Origin of the sequence: Sorangium sp. So ce1014 (assembly GCF_051521505.1) — a bacterium.
In the GTDB taxonomy this organism is placed as follows: domain Bacteria; phylum Myxococcota_A; class Polyangia; order Polyangiales; family Polyangiaceae; genus Sorangium.
On record NZ_CP150356.1, the window covers coordinates 3731540 to 3747433 of the forward strand.

The following is a 15894-nucleotide window of genomic DNA, read 5'->3' on the forward strand; positions in this document are numbered from 1 at the left end:
CCTGTGGGGGGGAGTGGGAGCACGCTCCGCCGGGCGCGCGGGCGGGGCCCTCGTCGCGGGAGGGGGCGAGCGGGCCGCGTCGGCGGGCGCCGCGATGCGAGCAGGCCGGGCGGCGGCGCGGCGCGGCGCCGGCCGGGTCCCCCTTGAAACCTGCTTCCCCGGCCGGCTATTGGAGGGGCTCGGGCGCCGCTCAGGCCCCGAACGCCCCGCTTGCGGGAGGAGAACCACCGATCATGAAAGCGCGCGCAGCCGTCGCCCACAAGGCCGGCGAGAAGCTCACGGTCGAGGACGTCCAGGTGGAGGGCCCTCGCGAAGGCGAGGTCCTCATCGAGATCAAGGCCACCGGCGTCTGTCACACCGACGCTTACACCCTCTCGGGCAAGGATCCGGAAGGCCTCTTCCCCGCGATCCTCGGCCACGAGGGCGCCGGCATCGTCGTCGACGTCGGCCCGTCCGTGAAGAGCCTCAAGAAAGGCGATCACGTGATCCCCCTCTACACGCCCGAGTGCCGCCAGTGCTCTTATTGCACCAGCGGAAAAACAAACCTCTGCCAGGCCATCCGCGCGACCCAGGGCCGAGGGCTCATGCCGGACGGAACGAGCCGCTTCTCGATCGGCAACGAGCGGATTCACCATTACATGGGCACGTCGACCTTCTCGAGCTTCACCGTCCTGCCCGAGATCGCCGTCGCCAAGATCCGCGAGGACGCGCCGTTCGACAAGGTCTGTTACATCGGCTGCGGCGTGACGACGGGCATCGGCGCCGTCATCAACACCGCGCAGGTGCGGCCCGGCGATAACGTGGTGGTCTTTGGCCTCGGCGGCATCGGGCTGAACGTGATCCAGGGCGCCCGGATGGCCGGCGCCGACCTCATCGTCGGCGTCGACATCAACCCGAAGCGCCGCGAGCTGGCCGAGAAGTACGGCATGACCCACTTCGTCAACCCGAACGAGGTGGCGGGGGACCTCGTGCCTTACCTCGTCGACCTGACCCGGGGTGGCGCCGATTTCAGCTTCGAATGCATCGGCAGCGTCAAGGTGATGCGCCAGGCGCTCGAGTGCTGCCACAAGGGCTGGGGAACGAGCATCATCATCGGCGTCGCCGGGGCCGGCGAGGAGATCTCCACGCGCCCCTTCCAGCTCGTCACCGGGCGCGTCTGGAAGGGCTCGGCGTTCGGCGGCGCCAGGGGGCGCACCGACGTTCCCCGGATCGTCGACTGGTACATGGAGGGCAAGATCAAGATCGACGAGCTCATCACCCACACGATGCCGCTCGACGACATCAATCGCTCCTTCGACCTCATGCACTCAGGCGAGTCGATCCGCAGCGTGGTGCTCTTCTCCTGAAGCGCGCCTCTCCGTCGCTCCTCTCCCTTCCGCTCTCCTTACTTCCATCGCGAGCGCTCTCCCGTCCCGCGCGAGGAGGGAGGGCGGTCCGTCGCCGTCGCACGTGGCGCGCGGCGCTCGGCGCCGCCGGCTGCGCGCGTGACCGCCGGGGCGGACGCGCGCGGGCGATCGCGCCCTGCGGGTCAGGGTCGCGGCGCGGGCGCGTGGCGGCCGGTCCCGTCCGCAAGCTGCCTTGAGGGGACGATGTCGGTTCTCTGCCGGCGGCGACTGGTGCTGCAAAAATGCTGACCCCTGTGACATCATCCGCCGCCATGGTCCATGTCACTTCCCTGGCGGGGCTGCTCGCCAACGCCCTCGTCGAGTCGACCGCGGCGACCGCGGGCTGCGATGCTGTCGTCCTCGTCGCGCCGTCGCCGATCGCGAAGCACGCGGGGGGGCTCGGGCCCGCCCTCGGCGCGGTGGTCGAGGCGGCCGCGCGCGTCGACGGCGCGCTGGAGGGCAAGTGTGCGCCGATCGTCCTGCCGGCGCCCGGGGTGCCCGGCGGGCGCCTGGTGCTCGCGCCGACAGGGGCGCTCTCGGAGGACGTCGACGACGTCCGCTCCGTCGCCGAGGCGGCGGCGGCCGGCTTCGCGCGGGCGGTGGACGCGGGGGCGAGCCGGCCGCTGCTCGTCGTGCGCGCGCCGGCCGCGCCGCGGTTCGCGCGGGCGGTCGAGGTGGGCGCCCTCGCCGCGCTCGGGAGCCAGTGGACCCCGCTGGAGGCGCGGGAGGCGGAGATGGCCCCGCGCTCGGCCGAGTCGCTCGCGGTGCTCGGGCTGCCCGAGGCGCGCGCCCGAGAGATCGCGGCCATCGAGGTCGGCCGCGCGCTCTGCCGCGACATCACCGGCACCGAGCCGGAGCGGATGGCGCCCCGCCGCGTCGCCGAGCTGTGCGAGGCGGCGTTCGCCAGGACGGGCGTGCTCGTCAAGATCGAGCGCAACGTCGACGACTACCCGCTCATCAGCGCGGTCTCGCGGGCGTCGCGGGTGGTCGAGCGGCACCGGCCGTGCGTCGTGCGGCTCGACTACCGGCCTCGCGGGGAGATCCGGCGCACCGTGCTGCTCGCGGGCAAGGGCGTCACCTACGACACCGGCGGCGTCGACCTGAAGACCGACGGGCACATGGCCGGGATGTCCCGCGACAAGGGCGGCGCCGGCGCGGTCGCCGGGCTCGTGCGCGCGGCCGCGGCGCTCGGCCTGGAGGGCGTGCGCATCGTCGGGCTGCTCGGGCTCGTGCGCAACAGCATCGGCGAGGAGTCCTACGTCAGCGACGAGATCATCCGCAGCCGCGCCGGCGTGCGCGTGCGGATCGGCAACACCGACGCCGAGGGGCGCCTCATCCAGGCCGACCTCCTCGCGCTCGCGCGGGAGCTCGCCATGAGCGGCGCCCCCGACCCGATCTTGTTCTCGGTCGCGACGCTGACGGGGCACGTCTACCGCGCCCACGGGCCCTACACCGGCGCGATCTGCAACTCCTCGGCGCGCGCCGAGCTCGACCGGCTCGACGTCCTCGCGGAGCGCTGGGGCGAGCCGATGGAGCGCGTGCGGCCGCGGCGCGAGGACTACGCGTTCGTCGCGCCCCGGTCGAGCGCCGAGGACGTTGTCTCGTCGAACCGCCTCGCCTCGGTGAACACGCCGCGCGGGCATCAGTTCCCCTTCGCGTTCCTCGACATCGCCTCGGGGCTCAAGGGGGGGACGCTCCCGTTCATCCATCTCGACATCGGTGGCGTCGCGGTCGAGTCCGCCGACTGGCAGTTCGGCCGCCCCACCGCCACCCCGATCCCCACCCTAATCTCCTACCTCTCTGGTGAGTCTTAGGGGCTCACCCGCTTCGGATACGGGCCCATCTCGACGTTTTCGGTGCTCGGCGTACAGGAGTACGCCTCCGCGCCGAAAACGCCGATCTGGGCCCGTCTCCTGTGCGGGTGAGCCCCGGCAACGGTTGGGGGGGATGGATTGAGAGGGGGTGGGAAGAGGGGGCGGAGGGATGGGGGGGAGGGGGAGTTCGGGATTTTTTTGGGGGCGGCGGGGGGGAGGGGGGGCTGATTTTGGTGGGCGGTTGGCGCTCGGTGGGTGGGGAGGGATCCGTTCGGGGTGGTGGGGTGGGGCGGGGCCTGAGCGTGGATGTGCGGAGCGGTATCAGCGTCGGGGGGGGCGGCGGCGGGCACGTTGCTGGCAAGCTCGGCGGGCATGGGGAGAATTCGCTCGACCAAGGCCGTCCAGCGCGCCCTGATACGGACCGCGCTCGCCGGAGGACTCACTCTCGCGACGGCGGCGTGCGGGGCCGGTGAACGGGGGAGCAACCTGGATTTGCGCCTGCCGCTGGGGCAGCGCGATAGCGGCGATGTGCTCCTGGCCGCCGCGGGGGACGATGGGAGGAGCGAGCGCGCGCAGCCGGCGCCCGACACGGCAGGGATCGCGAGCGTGGCGGTCCCGATCGGCAGCACCGGGTTCTCGCGCGGTAGAGCGACGGCGGTCGTCAAGGCGCCGGTGGAGCGCGTGCGCGCAACGGTGCTCTCGTTCGAGCGCTATCCGGAGTTCATGCCGCACTACAAGAAGTGCCGCCTGCTCGGGCGCACGCCCGCGGGCGGATGGGATATCTACATGGAAGTCTCGGCGCTGCAGGGCGCCATCACGATGTGGGCGCGCATCGAGATCCAGAAGCCAGTCCTCGCGGACGGGGTCGAGACCTACTCGTCCCGCTTCGTCTCCGGCAACGTGAAAGATTTGCAGGCCACCTGGCGGCTGGAGAAGATCGACGCCCGGACAACACGCCTGTCCCTCGACATCTTCCTCCGGCCGAAGCTGCCGCTGCCGAAGAGCCTCCTCAACGCGGAGAACCTGGACGGCTCGGCGCGCGCCGTCGCGGCCATCCGGGCGCGCGTCGAGCAGGCACCGGACGGGAACCGCTGACGCGCGCCGGAGCGAGGCGGAGAGCCCGGCGGCGCGCGGCTCAGGGGCCTCCGGGCGAGCGCTGCTCCGGCGCCCGCGCTCTCGTCAGGGCAGCCGGATGCTGAGATTGTCCAGCTGCCCCGAAGGGCCCTCGGGGGGAGGGGAGCCGAGCGTCCATTTGTGGACCGGTGTCCCGGGGGGAAGACCGACGTAGTTGTGGCGATGGCGGGACCCGTTCAGGTGCGCCCGGTTGCCCGTGAAGGCGCTCAGCCCGGCGGGGTCCTCGTTCTGGATGCCGTAGAGCGCGTTCCTCGACAGCGTGTTTCCCTCGACCAGCGCGCGCGCGCAGGCCCGCAGCCAGATCCCTTTGCCATCGTTGTTCGCGGACTGGCACCCGACGATCCGCGCATCCTTCTGGCGATCGAGCAGGAACCCCGCCCCCTTCTGCGGGTCGCCGCGCGACGGACCGGCGTCGACCGGCGGGGCCGGCGGCTGCACGAACAGGGGGGTGCGGTGGACCGTGTTGCCGTCGGCGATGCAGTCGACGAACGCGTTGTCCTCCCCTCCCACGAGGCCGCCCTCGGGGGCCGCGAGCGGCGCCGACGCGATGAACCCGGCCGCGAGCCCGTCATTCTCGGCCGCTCCGCTCGCGTTTCTGTTGCCCACTGCCACGCAGCGCCGGAGCACCACCTGGCGGGTCGAGTGGAGCGCGAAGCCGGCGGCGGGCGCGTTCGCGCCCACGCTGTGGTTGCCCATCGCGCGGCAGTCATCGAGCAGCCCGCGGTACACCGCCCGGCCGATGCGGAAGCCGAGCGCGGAGAAATCCCGGACGACATCGGCCGACGCGACCGGGTTCGCGTTGTAGTTCCCGTCCGCCTCGCAGTCGACCATCTCCAGGTTGCTCGTGGTCGAGATGTTGAACCCGCACGCCCGGTTGCCGGTGAGCGTGAAGTTCCGGTTCGCCCGGCAGCGCAGGAACTTGTAGTTCTCTCCCCACGCGAAGAAGCCGGCCGGCTCTCCGCCGGACGTGTTGTCGTGCGCCTCGCAGTCCTCCACGAGCACGTTCCGGCAAATGACGAAGTCGGCGCCGACGACGTTGAACTGCACGCCGCTCGGCCGAGCGCTGGTGTTCGCCGTGTGGTTGAACACGCACCGCTTGACCTCCACGTTGTCGCAGAACAGGACGAGCGCGCCGAGCGTCACGACGAGGTCGAGCCGGCTCGCGTTCTCCGAGCACACGCAGTCGAGCATCCGGATGTCGGACGCAAAGGCGATGTTGCTGTCTGCGTCCTGGGCGCCCATCACGAAGATCCCGCCGTTCCGGCGCAGGAAGCTCGTGTCGAACACCCCGTCGCCGCCGCACCGCCTGACCGACAGATCGAGCAGATCCACCTGGCTGCACGCCTTGACGGCGATCCCCACCCCCTGGATCCCGAGCACGCTGCCGTTCTTGATGACGAGCCGCCGCCGCCCCTCGGCGTAGACGCCCACGTTCCCGGAGACGACCTCGCCCCGGCTCGCGCTCGGGCCCTGGGCGAGGACGGGCGCCGGAGGGTCGAGCTGCCGCAGCGTCCTCCCGCACAGGTCCAGCGTGACATCGTCGCTCGCGATCGTGATCGCCCGCGCGTCCTCGCCCGCCGCCACCCAGTCGACGTCCTCCGCCAGCGCATACTGGCCGGGCGCCGTGATGACGAAGGGGACACGGTGGCTCGGGTCCGGTCCGCCGTTGATGTCCTGCGCCGTGATCGGCGTCTTGCGGAAGCACGCGTCGCCGTGGGGGAGCTCGCTCATGGTCCTTCGCCGCGAGTCTACCCGAGGCCGCGCCGCGCCGGGCCCGGCGCGCCTCACTGGATCGGCGCCGCGCGCAGCGACTCGGCGAGCTTCGCGTAGAGCGAGCTCCGCGGGTCGTCGCGCCGGTAGACGAGCCGGAAGTGGTCGCGCGCGAGCGCCGCCGACGGGAGGAGCCGCTTCAGCTTGCCGCCGCGGAGCTCGGCGGCGACCATGTGGAGCGGCAGCACGGCCACGCCCTCGCCGGCGAGCACAAGCGCCTTCATGGCGGCGCCGAGCCCCACCCAGCGATGGCGCGCGAACGCGAAGCGGCCCACGCCGCCCATCTGGTCCGCGAGGTACCGGAACAGCGGCATCGTCGCGTCGATGTCGAGCAGGCAGTGCCGCGACGCGTGCTCCGGGCGGGAGAACGCCTCGCGCCGCAGCAGCCTGGGCGCGGCCACGAACGCGTAGCGCTCCTCGTGCAGCGTCTCCGCCGCGAGGGTCGCCGCGCTCCAGCGGGCGCTCGTGACCACGCAATCGACGCTGCGGTCGTGCAGGCGCCTCAGCAGATCCTCGGAGGCGCCGAAGTAGAGGTGGAGTATCATCTCCGGGCGCCGCCGCGTCAGCGGGCCGAGCTGGGGGACGAGCCACGACATCCCGAGCTCGAAGCGCGTGCCGAGCGTCAGCTCGACCGGGGCGGGCGCGTGGCTCATCACGCTGCGGAGGCAGTCCTCGGCGAGCGCCAGGCACTGGCGGGCGCGCGGCAGCAAGGCGAGCCCGACCGGCGTCAGGTGCACCCGGCGGGTGGTCCGCTCGAACAGCGGCGCGCCCACCTGCTCCTCGATCTGCCGGATGCGCTGGCCGAACGCCGCGGGGCTGAGCGCGACGGCGCGCGCCGCGGTCCGGAAGTTCAGCGTCCTCGCTGCAGCCTCGAAGCAGGCGAGGTTCTCCAGCGACGGGAGCAGCATGGCCGCAGTGTATCGTCCACCGCAACAATCCCGTCCGTGAAAACTCGGTTGCGCTACACGGGGCGCTGCAGGCCGTGCGTGCGCGCGGGAGATGGCCCGGGGCGCTACCGGGGATCCTCGACCGGCGTGGTCCCGACCGCGACCGTGCCGCCGTTCGCGACCCACCTGAAGCCGTCGACGAGCGCGGTCGAGTCGAGCGCGTCGTCGCCGGTGTCGAAGATCATGAACCGCAGCTTGAGCTCTTCGCCGCCGGTGACCGGGGCGTGCGTGCGCAGCCAGCGGGTCGCGCCGGCGTCGGCCCACAGCCCGAAGCCGGTGCCCGCGAGCTCGTCCGGCCCGAGCTCGCACCCCTCGCAGACATCGAAGAAGCCGATGTTGACGCTGACGGGTTTGCCCAGGCTATCGAACGAGAGATTGCCGTTGAGCGACCCGGGCGGGGCCGGCGTCGCCAGCGCGAGGAACTGGTCGTTGAAGTGGTTGCAGACGAACTCCGGGTATTCGAAGGTGTAGAACTTGAACGCGAACTCGTAGCCGGTCGCGTTCGTCGGCGTGCGGAGGATGAGCTCGAGGCCGATGTCGTCGTTGATGGTCGACGAAGGAGGGCAATCCGGGTTGTCCTGCGGGAAGCCGGGCGGCGCCGCTCCCAGACCATAGTTCGTGCAGCTCGACGAGTTGCACGCGCCTGGCCAGTGGGCGATCCGGGCGCGACCCGTGGACAGGACAAGCATGCGGGTCCCGCCCTGCGCGTGCACGTTGGGGCCGAAGGAATCGAGCACGCCCACAGCGGGCGTGGGCTCCGCGGGCGAGCCGTCGCCGCGCACGTACTCCGCGCTCAGCACGCCCCACTTCCTGTCGCCGGGCGACGCCTTGGCGCAGAGGTCGACGGCGTGGGCCCCGTGAATGGCGTCGAAGTCGGCGGGAGCGATGTTCCTGTCGCACGTCGGCAGCACGTTATCGATCTCGCCGTCGCAGTCTTCGTCCGCCGGCTCGGGCACGACACCGGTGTCGTCTGGCTCCGTGATCGCGACCTCGAGGGCGCCCGGATTGACGTTCGTGTCGTCGTCGTTGCAGTCGCCGTCCGCCACGGTGAAGCCGTCACCATCCCTGTCGGGCTCGTCGACCTCGTCGACCGGGGCGCCGCCCTTGCCGAAATCGTCCCCCGAGCTCGTCGATGCGGGGCTCCCGCCGGCGCCGGTCTCCGCCGTCGTGGCGCCGGTCGCGCCCCCGCCGCCGTCCGCGCCGGGCCCCTGCGGGCTGGGCGATACAGCGAAGCACCCGCCCGAAATCCAGAGCGCCGCCCCGACGCCCGCACAGAGACCCAAGTAGATAGAGCGCCGGCCTCTCATGGTGCATCGACCTCGACAATGGCTCGCGACCGCCGGAAAGCCCTCTTGTCCCCGGCCGCCAATCGCACATGCAATCACATCATGGCCGGGGCTCTTTGTCTGCTGTTCCCTGCTGCGGTGGCACAGGCTCGTTGTCGGGCGGTCGCGCTCCTTGTCGCAGGAGCCGCGCGGCCCACGCCGAGAGCGCCAGCAGCCCGAGGACCAGCGCGGCCCCGATCGGCGCGCGGTGTCGCTCGGTGAACGGGAGATCGCGCGCGAGCCGGGCGGCGCCGAAGCTCGGGTTGGCCTGCGCGGCGCCGAGCCGCGCCGCGGCGGGCGCATGCTCGCGCTCGACGCTGTCGAGCACGTCGGCCAGGTCGTAGCTGGGGCGCTGGCCGAGGGGGTCGCCGAGGTAGAGCCGGTGCGGGCCCGGCTGGCCGGCGCGGAACACGATCTCGCGCGCCCGCACCTCGCCCTGCGCGCCCGAGAGGGAGAGCGGCGCCGAGTCGCCATCGTGGATCGTGAGGCGGAGAAAGCGCTTGCGGGTGGGGCTCAACGGGACCCGCGTCGACGCGAGCGCCGGCCCGGATTCGCCGAGCGGACGGACTCGATGGATCCGGCCGCTTCCCACGGAGGGCCAGACCGCGCGGTAGGTGGTTGAGGCCACGTCGACCCGGCGGCTGAACTCCGGTGTGGCGACGTCGAGGAGGATGGCCTGCAGCGGCGCGCCGTCGGCGCCGGCGTCGAGCGTGACATGGGTCGCCTGCGCGTCGCTGTCCCGCTGCGTCTCGATGATCGCGAGCGGCAGCAGCGCGGCCTTCTGGGCGGCGGCCGGCGGCTCGCACGCGACGGTGCCGCCCGTGATCCGGACGTCCGCGGCCGCGCCGCGCGCCGGGGCGCCGTCGGGGACGAGGCGGACCCGCACGAGGGCGGCGCGCGAGAGGGGATAGGCGACCGAGAGGTGCTCGACGGCCTCCGATCCCCGGGGGATCCGGTACACGTGGGCGCCGCGCGCCACCTCGCTGAGCGACCGCGGGTCTGCGCCGGTGTCGACGCGCGCCTCGCGGAGGAAGCTGCTGCCGAGGACGCTCAGCTCGATCCGGCAGTGGCGCGTGCCGGGCGCGTCGAGGGCCCAGGTCGCGTGCGCCACGCCGGCGGCGTCGACCCCCGGATCGAGCATCGTGGCGGCGATCCGCCCGGAGGAGGGCGCGGCGCCTGCCTCGCGCAGCACGTACGGCACCTCGGCGCCGTCGGGGCCGGCGATGCGGACGTCGGCGAGCAGCTCCTCGGCGCGGCTCTCGCGGTAGAGGTCGAGATCGACGTCGATGCGGTGGTCGCCGGCCGCGTCCACGCCGTCGAGGGGCCGGACGAGCGCGTGCTTCTCGGTCGGCAGCGCCGCGCCGGTCTGCGCCTCGGAGGGCCGCGCGAGGCCGGTCGCCGCGAGCAGCGCGAGCAGCCCGGCCGCGCCGCTCGGCCCGGCGCGCAGGAGCGTCACGAGGCGCCGGCCGAACCGCGCGTAGAGGAAGCCGCCGCCGACGAGCAGCGCGCCGACGCCCGTGAAGAGCGCGATCTGGTAGATGCGCTCGACGTGCCAGACGTCCCAGGCCACGAGCTTCGCGATCGTGACGGCGAACAGCGAGAGCCCGGCGTAGCGATGGAAGGCGTCGCGCGCCGCGAACCCCGCCGTGAGCAGCGCGATGGCGGCGAGCGCGAACACGAGCGTGGTCGCCATCGCGAGGCTCCCCTGCTGGTCCTCGAGGGCGGCGCGGTGCTGGACGGCGAGCTCGATGAACTCGGCCGCGTCGAGCGGGGCAGGGGGCGCGGGGGGCAGGGCGGTGACCGCGCTCCGCACCTCGATGACCACGGTCGCGAGGAGCAGGGCATACCCTGCGCCGACCGCCGCGAGCCCCGAGGCGCGCAGCTCGGCGCTCACGGGGCCGACGGCGCTCGCAGGGCGCGCGGCCCCGGCGCGCGACAGCAGCCGGCCCGCGGCGAGCAGGGCCGCGCTCACGCCGACGAACGCGTAGGCCCTCGCGTTGAGCAGGACGGGGACGGACATCGCCCCGTCGCGGCCGCGCGTCTCGAACCAGGTCGTCACGAGCGCCTCGGCCTCCAGGGAATCGACGCCGAGCGCCCGCGCGAGGGTGGCGAGGAAGAGCAGCAGGGTGACGGCGAGCCAGGCGCGCTCGCCGGTGCGCGCGGCGATCGCGGCCGCCACCGCCGCGAGGATGCCCCAGACCACGGTGACCGTCGCTCCGCCGAGCCCGAACGCGACGGCCGCGGCGAAGAGGGCGAGCGCCTGCCCGAGGAGCAGGGCGATGCGATCGGCGGCCGGAGGCGCGGCGGGGGCGCGGGCCGCGCCGGCGCGCAGGAGCGCCGCGCCGAGCGCGAGATCCAGGGCGCCGGCGGCGGCGGTGAGCAGCGCGCGGAGCGTCGGCGTCTCCTCGGACGTCGCGCCCAGCGCCGCCGCGACGAACCCGAGCGTCGCCACGCTCGCGGCGAGCGCGCCGTACCAGGGGAGCGCCGGCGCGCCGGGCGCGCGCGGGCGCCACGCGGAGGCGCCCACGGCGCCGAGGAACACGAGCATGACGAGCGACGATGCGCCGAGGAAGCCCGCGTCGACGGCCGCGGCCGCGCCGTGCGGCGCGAGCGCGCCTGGAGCCGCCGCCGCGAGCGCGCCCGCCGAGCCGGCCGCCGCGACGAGGAGCAGCGCAGGGAGCTCGGCCCGCGCGGCCATCCACGCCGAGACGGCGGCGGCGCCCGCGATCGTGAGCGCGAAGAGCGTCGCCTCGGTCTCGAGCAGCAGCATCCCCGCGGTACAGGCGAACAGCGCCGCGCCGGCGGAGCACGCGACGGCGATCCCCCGCTCGAGGCGGCCCGCGAGCCCGGCGCCGCGGAGCCAGCCCGCGAGGTAGACGACGGTCCAGACCGCGACAAGCGCGGCGAGCGCCGTCCGGTGCGGCGCCGGCGCGTCGGCGAACGTCCCGGCGAAGGCGAGGAAGGCGGAGCCCATCGGCGCCAGCAGCCAGCCGCGCTCGCCGAGCGCGCGCAGCGCGACGGTCGCCGCGATCGCGAGCGCGACGGCGGCGGCGGCGAGCGCGCGCGGGGCGTCGAAGAGCAGCGCGCCCGCGCCTGCGTGGGCGAGCACGAGCGCGGCGACCGCGAACGCGGTGGCGTCCGTGGACGCCGCTCCGGGGAGGCGGCCGGCCGGCGCCGGGCCTCTCGGGGCCGCGCCGGCGCTCGGGGCGGGCGCGGCGAGAGCGGCGGCGCTCCGCGCGAGCGCGCGGCGCACCCACAGCGCGCGCAGGATGCCCTGCAACGCCGCGAGCGCGACGAACGCGAGCGGTACGGCGCGGGCGGCGAGCGGGAGGTAGGGCCCCGCGAGCGCCTCGGCCGGCTGGTCGAGCCAGGGCGCCGCGGTCGGGGCTCCCCCGTCCGGGGGGGCGCTCGCGTCGAAGTGCCGATCGTACCAGCCCCAGAACAGCGCCGTGTGGCCTGCGAGCGCGAGCCAGGGGGCGACGCGGAAGCCGAGCTTCGCCGCCACCGCGTGGACGACGCTCGTCACGAGCAGGAGGTAGCCGAACAGGGCGAGCGGTCGGTCCTGCCCGGTCGACAGCACGACGGGGTTGAGGAAGCCGGCGACGAGGGAGAGGATCAGGATCGCCTCGCCGCGGTGGCGGAGCGCGAGCGCGGCGCCGAGCAGCAGGAGCACCGTGTCCGCCGCGAAGGCGGCGGGGATCGGGATGAGCTCGTACAGCACCGCGCTCGCCCACACCGACGCGATCAGGACCGCGAGCCCGAGGCCGATGAGCGCGTGGACGAAGCGGCGCTGCGCTCGCCCGCGGAGCACCTCGGCCGCCGCGAGGAGCGCGGCGCCGGTCGCGGCGCCGATCGCGACGCGCCCGAGGGGCCCGATCCAGGCGTTGTCCGAGGCGTACTTGAAGAAGAAGAGCGCGCCGAGCAGGAAGGTGGCCGCGCCTGCGCGGGTGAGCCAGGTGAGGCCGAGCCGCTCCTCGATGGTGGGTGGTGTCTCCTGGGCTCCGTGGCGCGCGGCTGAGCCGGTGCCAGCGGCGCTCTCGCCGAGCGTCGCTGCGGGGCGAGGCTCCCGGGGGGCGGCGGTCTCCGGGAATGCGACCGCAGGCAGAGCGCCGGCCTCGCCGGGGGCGAGCGCCGGGGGCGCCGCCGTCGACAGCGCAACGGCGACGTCCGGGAACGCGATCGCGGGCTGCGCCCCGGCGGCCGCCTCGTCGACCGCGGGCGGCGCGCCCGCGGCCCCGGCGGCGATCGCGGAGGGCGCGACCGCCGGGGTCATGCGGGCGTCCTGGGCAGTCTGCTCCGGCTCCAGCGGTTGCGCGCTGCGCGGGCGCTGCGCCGCTCGGGTCAGCTCGGCGCGGCCGCGCTGCCCGGAGAGCTCGGCCAGCCGGTGCTCGAGCGCGTGGATCCGCAGGAGCAAGTCCTCGTTGCGCCGGTTGGCCCGGACGGCGAACACGAAGGCCACCAGGGGGGCAACCAGGAGATAGCCGGCGAGCGCGAGCCCGAAAAAGACGACGATTCCTGCCCCCATCCAGGCTTCGTAGCATGGGGCGCGTGTCGCAGGCGCCGCCCGTCCGTGCGATCACGCCTGCGCTGTTCATGCGGTTTCTACCGACAGCCCATCGCGCCTGCGAGGAGCTTTCGGCTCGCGCTGGGACTGGAGTAAGGTGCACCCCCATGAGGAACACACGCCTGCCTGATCGCCCGGCGCCAGGCGCCTGCTATCTTCCCTGTGTTCCCGGACGGCGGCGTTGCTCGGGGGGGGAGCGCGGCCATTCGGGAACAGTTCTTTTGTCCTCTCGACCTGCTCAGGAGATCTCGCGATGCTGAAGCACCCGACCGTCTCCGCATGGCAGCGAGATCACGAGGACGGTGCGTATACGGCCGAGATGAACGGCTGGACCTTGCGGGTCCGCTGGATACCCGAGCGTCCGGGCGACCTCCGCGGCTTCGTGTGGGAGGCCGTCGATCCTTCGGGAAACAAGGTCACATCGAGCGAGATCCACGAGGAGATCGAGGTGGCCATGGCGTACGCCGAGGAGCTCGCGGCCCCCGATCCGAAGAAGCACGGGTCGAAGACCGTCGACTGAGGCGCGCGCCCCGCGGCGGCGCCGGGCTCAGCCCGCCTTGTCCGCCGCGGCCTTGCGGCTCCGCCGGGTCCCGTAATTCCGGATCACGATCTCTCCCACGCGGCCCCTGGCGTCGCTCTTCGCGTTGATGCTCCGGAGCGCCGCGACGCGGTCGATCTTGAACCTCTTGTAGAGCGGCGGGATCTCGGGAACATCGGAGTTCGAGAGCATCACCTGGACCCCGCGCTCGTCGAGCGCCGCGAACAGGGCCGCGAGGCGCTCCTGGTCGCGGAAGCTGAAGCCGCCCGCGCTGTACGAGGTGAAGTTCGCGGTCGACGAGACCGGCGAGTACGGCGGGTCCAGGTAGACGAAGTCGCCTTCGGTCGCGTGGTCGAGCACGCGCTCGAAGTCGCGGACCTCGAGCTCGACGTGCTCCAGCGCCGCCGAGCAGGCCCGCAGCTGGGGCGGGTTGCAGATCGCCGGCTTGACGTAGCGGCCGAAAGGCACGTTGAAGCGGCCGGAGCTGTTGACCCGGTAGAGCCCGTTGAACCCCGTCTTGTTCAGGAAGATGGTCCTCGCGGCGCGCTCGGGCAGCGTGAGCGAGGCGGGGTCGAGATCGCGAACCCTGTAATAATGCGCCTCCTCGTAGGCGTGGCTGCCCAGCGCGGCGATGACCTCCTCGACCCGGTCGCGCACCGCCCGGTAGCAGTCGACGAGCTCGGCGTTGACGTCCGTCAGCGCCGCGCGTTTCGGCTGCAGGCAGAAGAAGAGCGCGGCTCCTCCCACGAACGGCTCGAAGTAGCGCCCGTACGACGTCGGCAGGAGCGGCTGGAACTGTCGGAGCAGCTGGCCCTTGCCGCCCGCCCATTTGAGGAACGGACGTGGTGGCAGGGGCGCGGCGCTGTCGGGTTGGGTGACAAGGGCGGTGGTCATCGCGCAATACTGGACGGCAACCTACCAGGGCGCGCGATCGTCCTCAACCGCCGAGGTCATCGCCGGCGATCTCCCGGGTCCAGGGCGCCTCGCCGGTCCGCCCCCGGAGCGCGCGTCCCCCCTCCGGGCGTTACGGGCCGGGCCACGCATCGCTCCAGGCTAGGTCGTTCTATGTCCACGCATCGGCGCCGTCGGACGGCGAGATGCCTTGTGGACGAAGTCGGATATTGGTAATTTTTATTAATAATTACAAATATTTATAAGTGAGCGTGAGCGTGCTCGCCCCGGCTGGAGCGCTGCCCGGATCATGGCATGTCGCGGCTTGCGCGATCGCCGAGCGAGGATAAGTTGAAGTCTCGACACGCGGGCTGAACAGCCGCCGGTTGAGCGGGGTTCTCCCGAATTCACGCACCGCCGCTTCAGGCCATCTCGCCGGTGGACCTCGGCGGCGCGGCAGGGGCTCGTCCGGGCGCAGGGCGCGGGCCGCTCCGGCCGGCTTTCGGCTCTCGTGGGAGCCTCCGTACCCTCTCGACAGGAGGAATGCCGCCATGATGCTTGCCTTCGACCTCGATCGCGACGACGCCCCGCAGCAGCGCGGCCCCGCTCCGGCGGACGGACCGGGCTGCTTCGGCGAGGCAGCGGATTACCGCGCTCAGCGGATCCTGTACGCCGCGCGCGGCTGGATCGCGGAGCAGGACGGCATCACCACGGACGGGCGCTCGCTCATCCTGCTGCACGCCCAGAGGACACCGCCGGAGCGGCGCGAGACGCTCGTGCGCTGCTTCGAGCGCGTGCTCCTGCACGCCCCCCGACCGGAGCTCCCTGCGCTCGCCGCGTCGCTGCGCCAGGCGGGCCTCGCGGTGGACGACGGGCTCTCGGTGATGGGCGCCCCGGCCGGCGAGGTGCGCGCCGCCGTGCAGGGGCTCGACCGGTTTCGCTCCTTTCCGGCGGGCCTCCGCGTGTCCCGGGTGTCGCCGGACGACGACGACGTCACGATCCGGTCAATCCAGGAGCTCCAGGCCGAGAGCGGCCACGCGCCGCTCCCGGGCTGGACCCTGCGCGGCGGCGAGGGGCGTTCCTTGACCCTCGCGCTGCGCGACGGCAGGGGCGCGCTGATCGGCTGCACCACCCTGTGCGTCCTGACGCGGCCAGATGCCGCCGAGGACGGCGGGCATCGAGCGCTCTCCCAGCTCGGGCAGCTCGGGCTGCTGGGCGCCCCGCCGCTCTGGATCTCCGATGTGGGCGAGGCGCCCTCGGGGCCCTCGTGGACGGGCATGCCGATCTGCACCTGCCTGCGCGAGGAGTACCGCGGCCGCGGGCTCGGGGCCCCGCTCCAGGCCTTGGCGCTCCAGCAGGGGCACGATCGCTTCGGGATCCGGTGGTTCTACGCGCTCGTCCGGGCCGGCGACGAGATCGCGAAGCGCATGAACGCGCGCTGCGGCCTCGCCTCGCACCGGGCCGAGGGGTTCCTCGTCGCGTCGGCGGGCCCCTCCGAGAAGGCCCGGCGGCCCGCGGCGCCTCAG

At 73.3% G+C, this 15894-nt stretch carries 10 protein-coding genes; 4 read left to right on the forward strand and 6 right to left on the reverse strand.

Going from position 1 to position 15894, the window contains the following annotated elements; translation table 11 throughout:
- Positions 1–233: 233 nt before the first annotated feature.
- The 3 genes from WME75_RS14260 (at position 234) to WME75_RS14270 (ending at position 4294) form a co-directional block, all read left to right on the forward strand.
- Positions 234–1346, forward strand: coding sequence for an S-(hydroxymethyl)glutathione dehydrogenase/class III alcohol dehydrogenase (locus tag WME75_RS14260; protein WP_437490710.1), 1113 nt, complete (start codon positions 234–236; stop codon positions 1344–1346).
- Positions 1347–1657: 311 nt separating this feature from the next.
- Positions 1658–3199: an aminopeptidase gene (locus WME75_RS14265; RefSeq protein ID WP_437490713.1), complete on the forward strand. Its 1542-nt coding sequence runs from the start codon at positions 1658–1660 to the stop codon at positions 3197–3199.
- A 372-nt stretch (positions 3200–3571) separates the two neighbouring features.
- Positions 3572–4294, forward strand: a complete 723-nt coding sequence (locus WME75_RS14270; RefSeq protein WP_437490716.1) for a type II toxin-antitoxin system RatA family toxin — start codon at positions 3572–3574, stop codon at positions 4292–4294.
- A gap of 84 nt (positions 4295–4378) precedes the next feature.
- Here WME75_RS14270 and WME75_RS14275 read toward each other — a convergent pair whose 3' ends face one another.
- From WME75_RS14275 to WME75_RS14290, 4 genes are all read right to left on the reverse strand, one after another.
- Complete coding sequence (locus WME75_RS14275) at positions 4379–6064, reverse strand: right-handed parallel beta-helix repeat-containing protein (protein ID WP_437490719.1); 1686 nt, start codon at positions 6062–6064, stop codon at positions 4379–4381.
- 53 nt (positions 6065–6117) lie between these two features.
- Entirely contained in the window at positions 6118–7011 is an 894-nt protein-coding gene (locus tag WME75_RS14280) for a LysR family transcriptional regulator (protein WP_437490722.1), read from the reverse strand.
- A gap of 104 nt (positions 7012–7115) precedes the next feature.
- Complete coding sequence (locus WME75_RS14285) at positions 7116–8357, reverse strand: choice-of-anchor L domain-containing protein (RefSeq protein ID WP_437490724.1); 1242 nt, start codon at positions 8355–8357, stop codon at positions 7116–7118.
- A gap of 79 nt (positions 8358–8436) precedes the next feature.
- Positions 8437–12900, reverse strand: coding sequence for a DUF2339 domain-containing protein (locus WME75_RS14290; RefSeq protein ID WP_437490726.1), 4464 nt, complete (start codon positions 12898–12900; stop codon positions 8437–8439).
- 292 nt (positions 12901–13192) lie between these two features.
- Here WME75_RS14290 and WME75_RS14295 point away from each other — a divergent pair, with 292 nt between their 5' ends.
- Positions 13193–13459 carry a hypothetical protein gene (locus WME75_RS14295; RefSeq protein WP_437490728.1) on the forward strand — a complete coding sequence of 89 codons (267 nt, stop codon included), beginning with the start codon at positions 13193–13195 and terminating at the stop codon, positions 13457–13459.
- A 27-nt stretch (positions 13460–13486) separates the two neighbouring features.
- Here WME75_RS14295 and WME75_RS14300 read toward each other — a convergent pair whose 3' ends face one another.
- Both WME75_RS14300 and WME75_RS14305 read right to left on the reverse strand, forming a co-directional pair.
- Positions 13487–14371 carry a DNA adenine methylase gene (locus tag WME75_RS14300; protein ID WP_437490731.1) on the reverse strand — a complete coding sequence of 295 codons (885 nt, stop codon included), beginning with the start codon at positions 14369–14371 and terminating at the stop codon, positions 13487–13489.
- Positions 14372–15023: 652 nt separating this feature from the next.
- A complete protein-coding gene (locus WME75_RS14305) occupies positions 15024–15500 on the reverse strand; it encodes a hypothetical protein (RefSeq protein WP_437490734.1) in 477 nt (158 codons plus the stop codon).
- Positions 15501–15894: the final 394 nt, after the last annotated feature.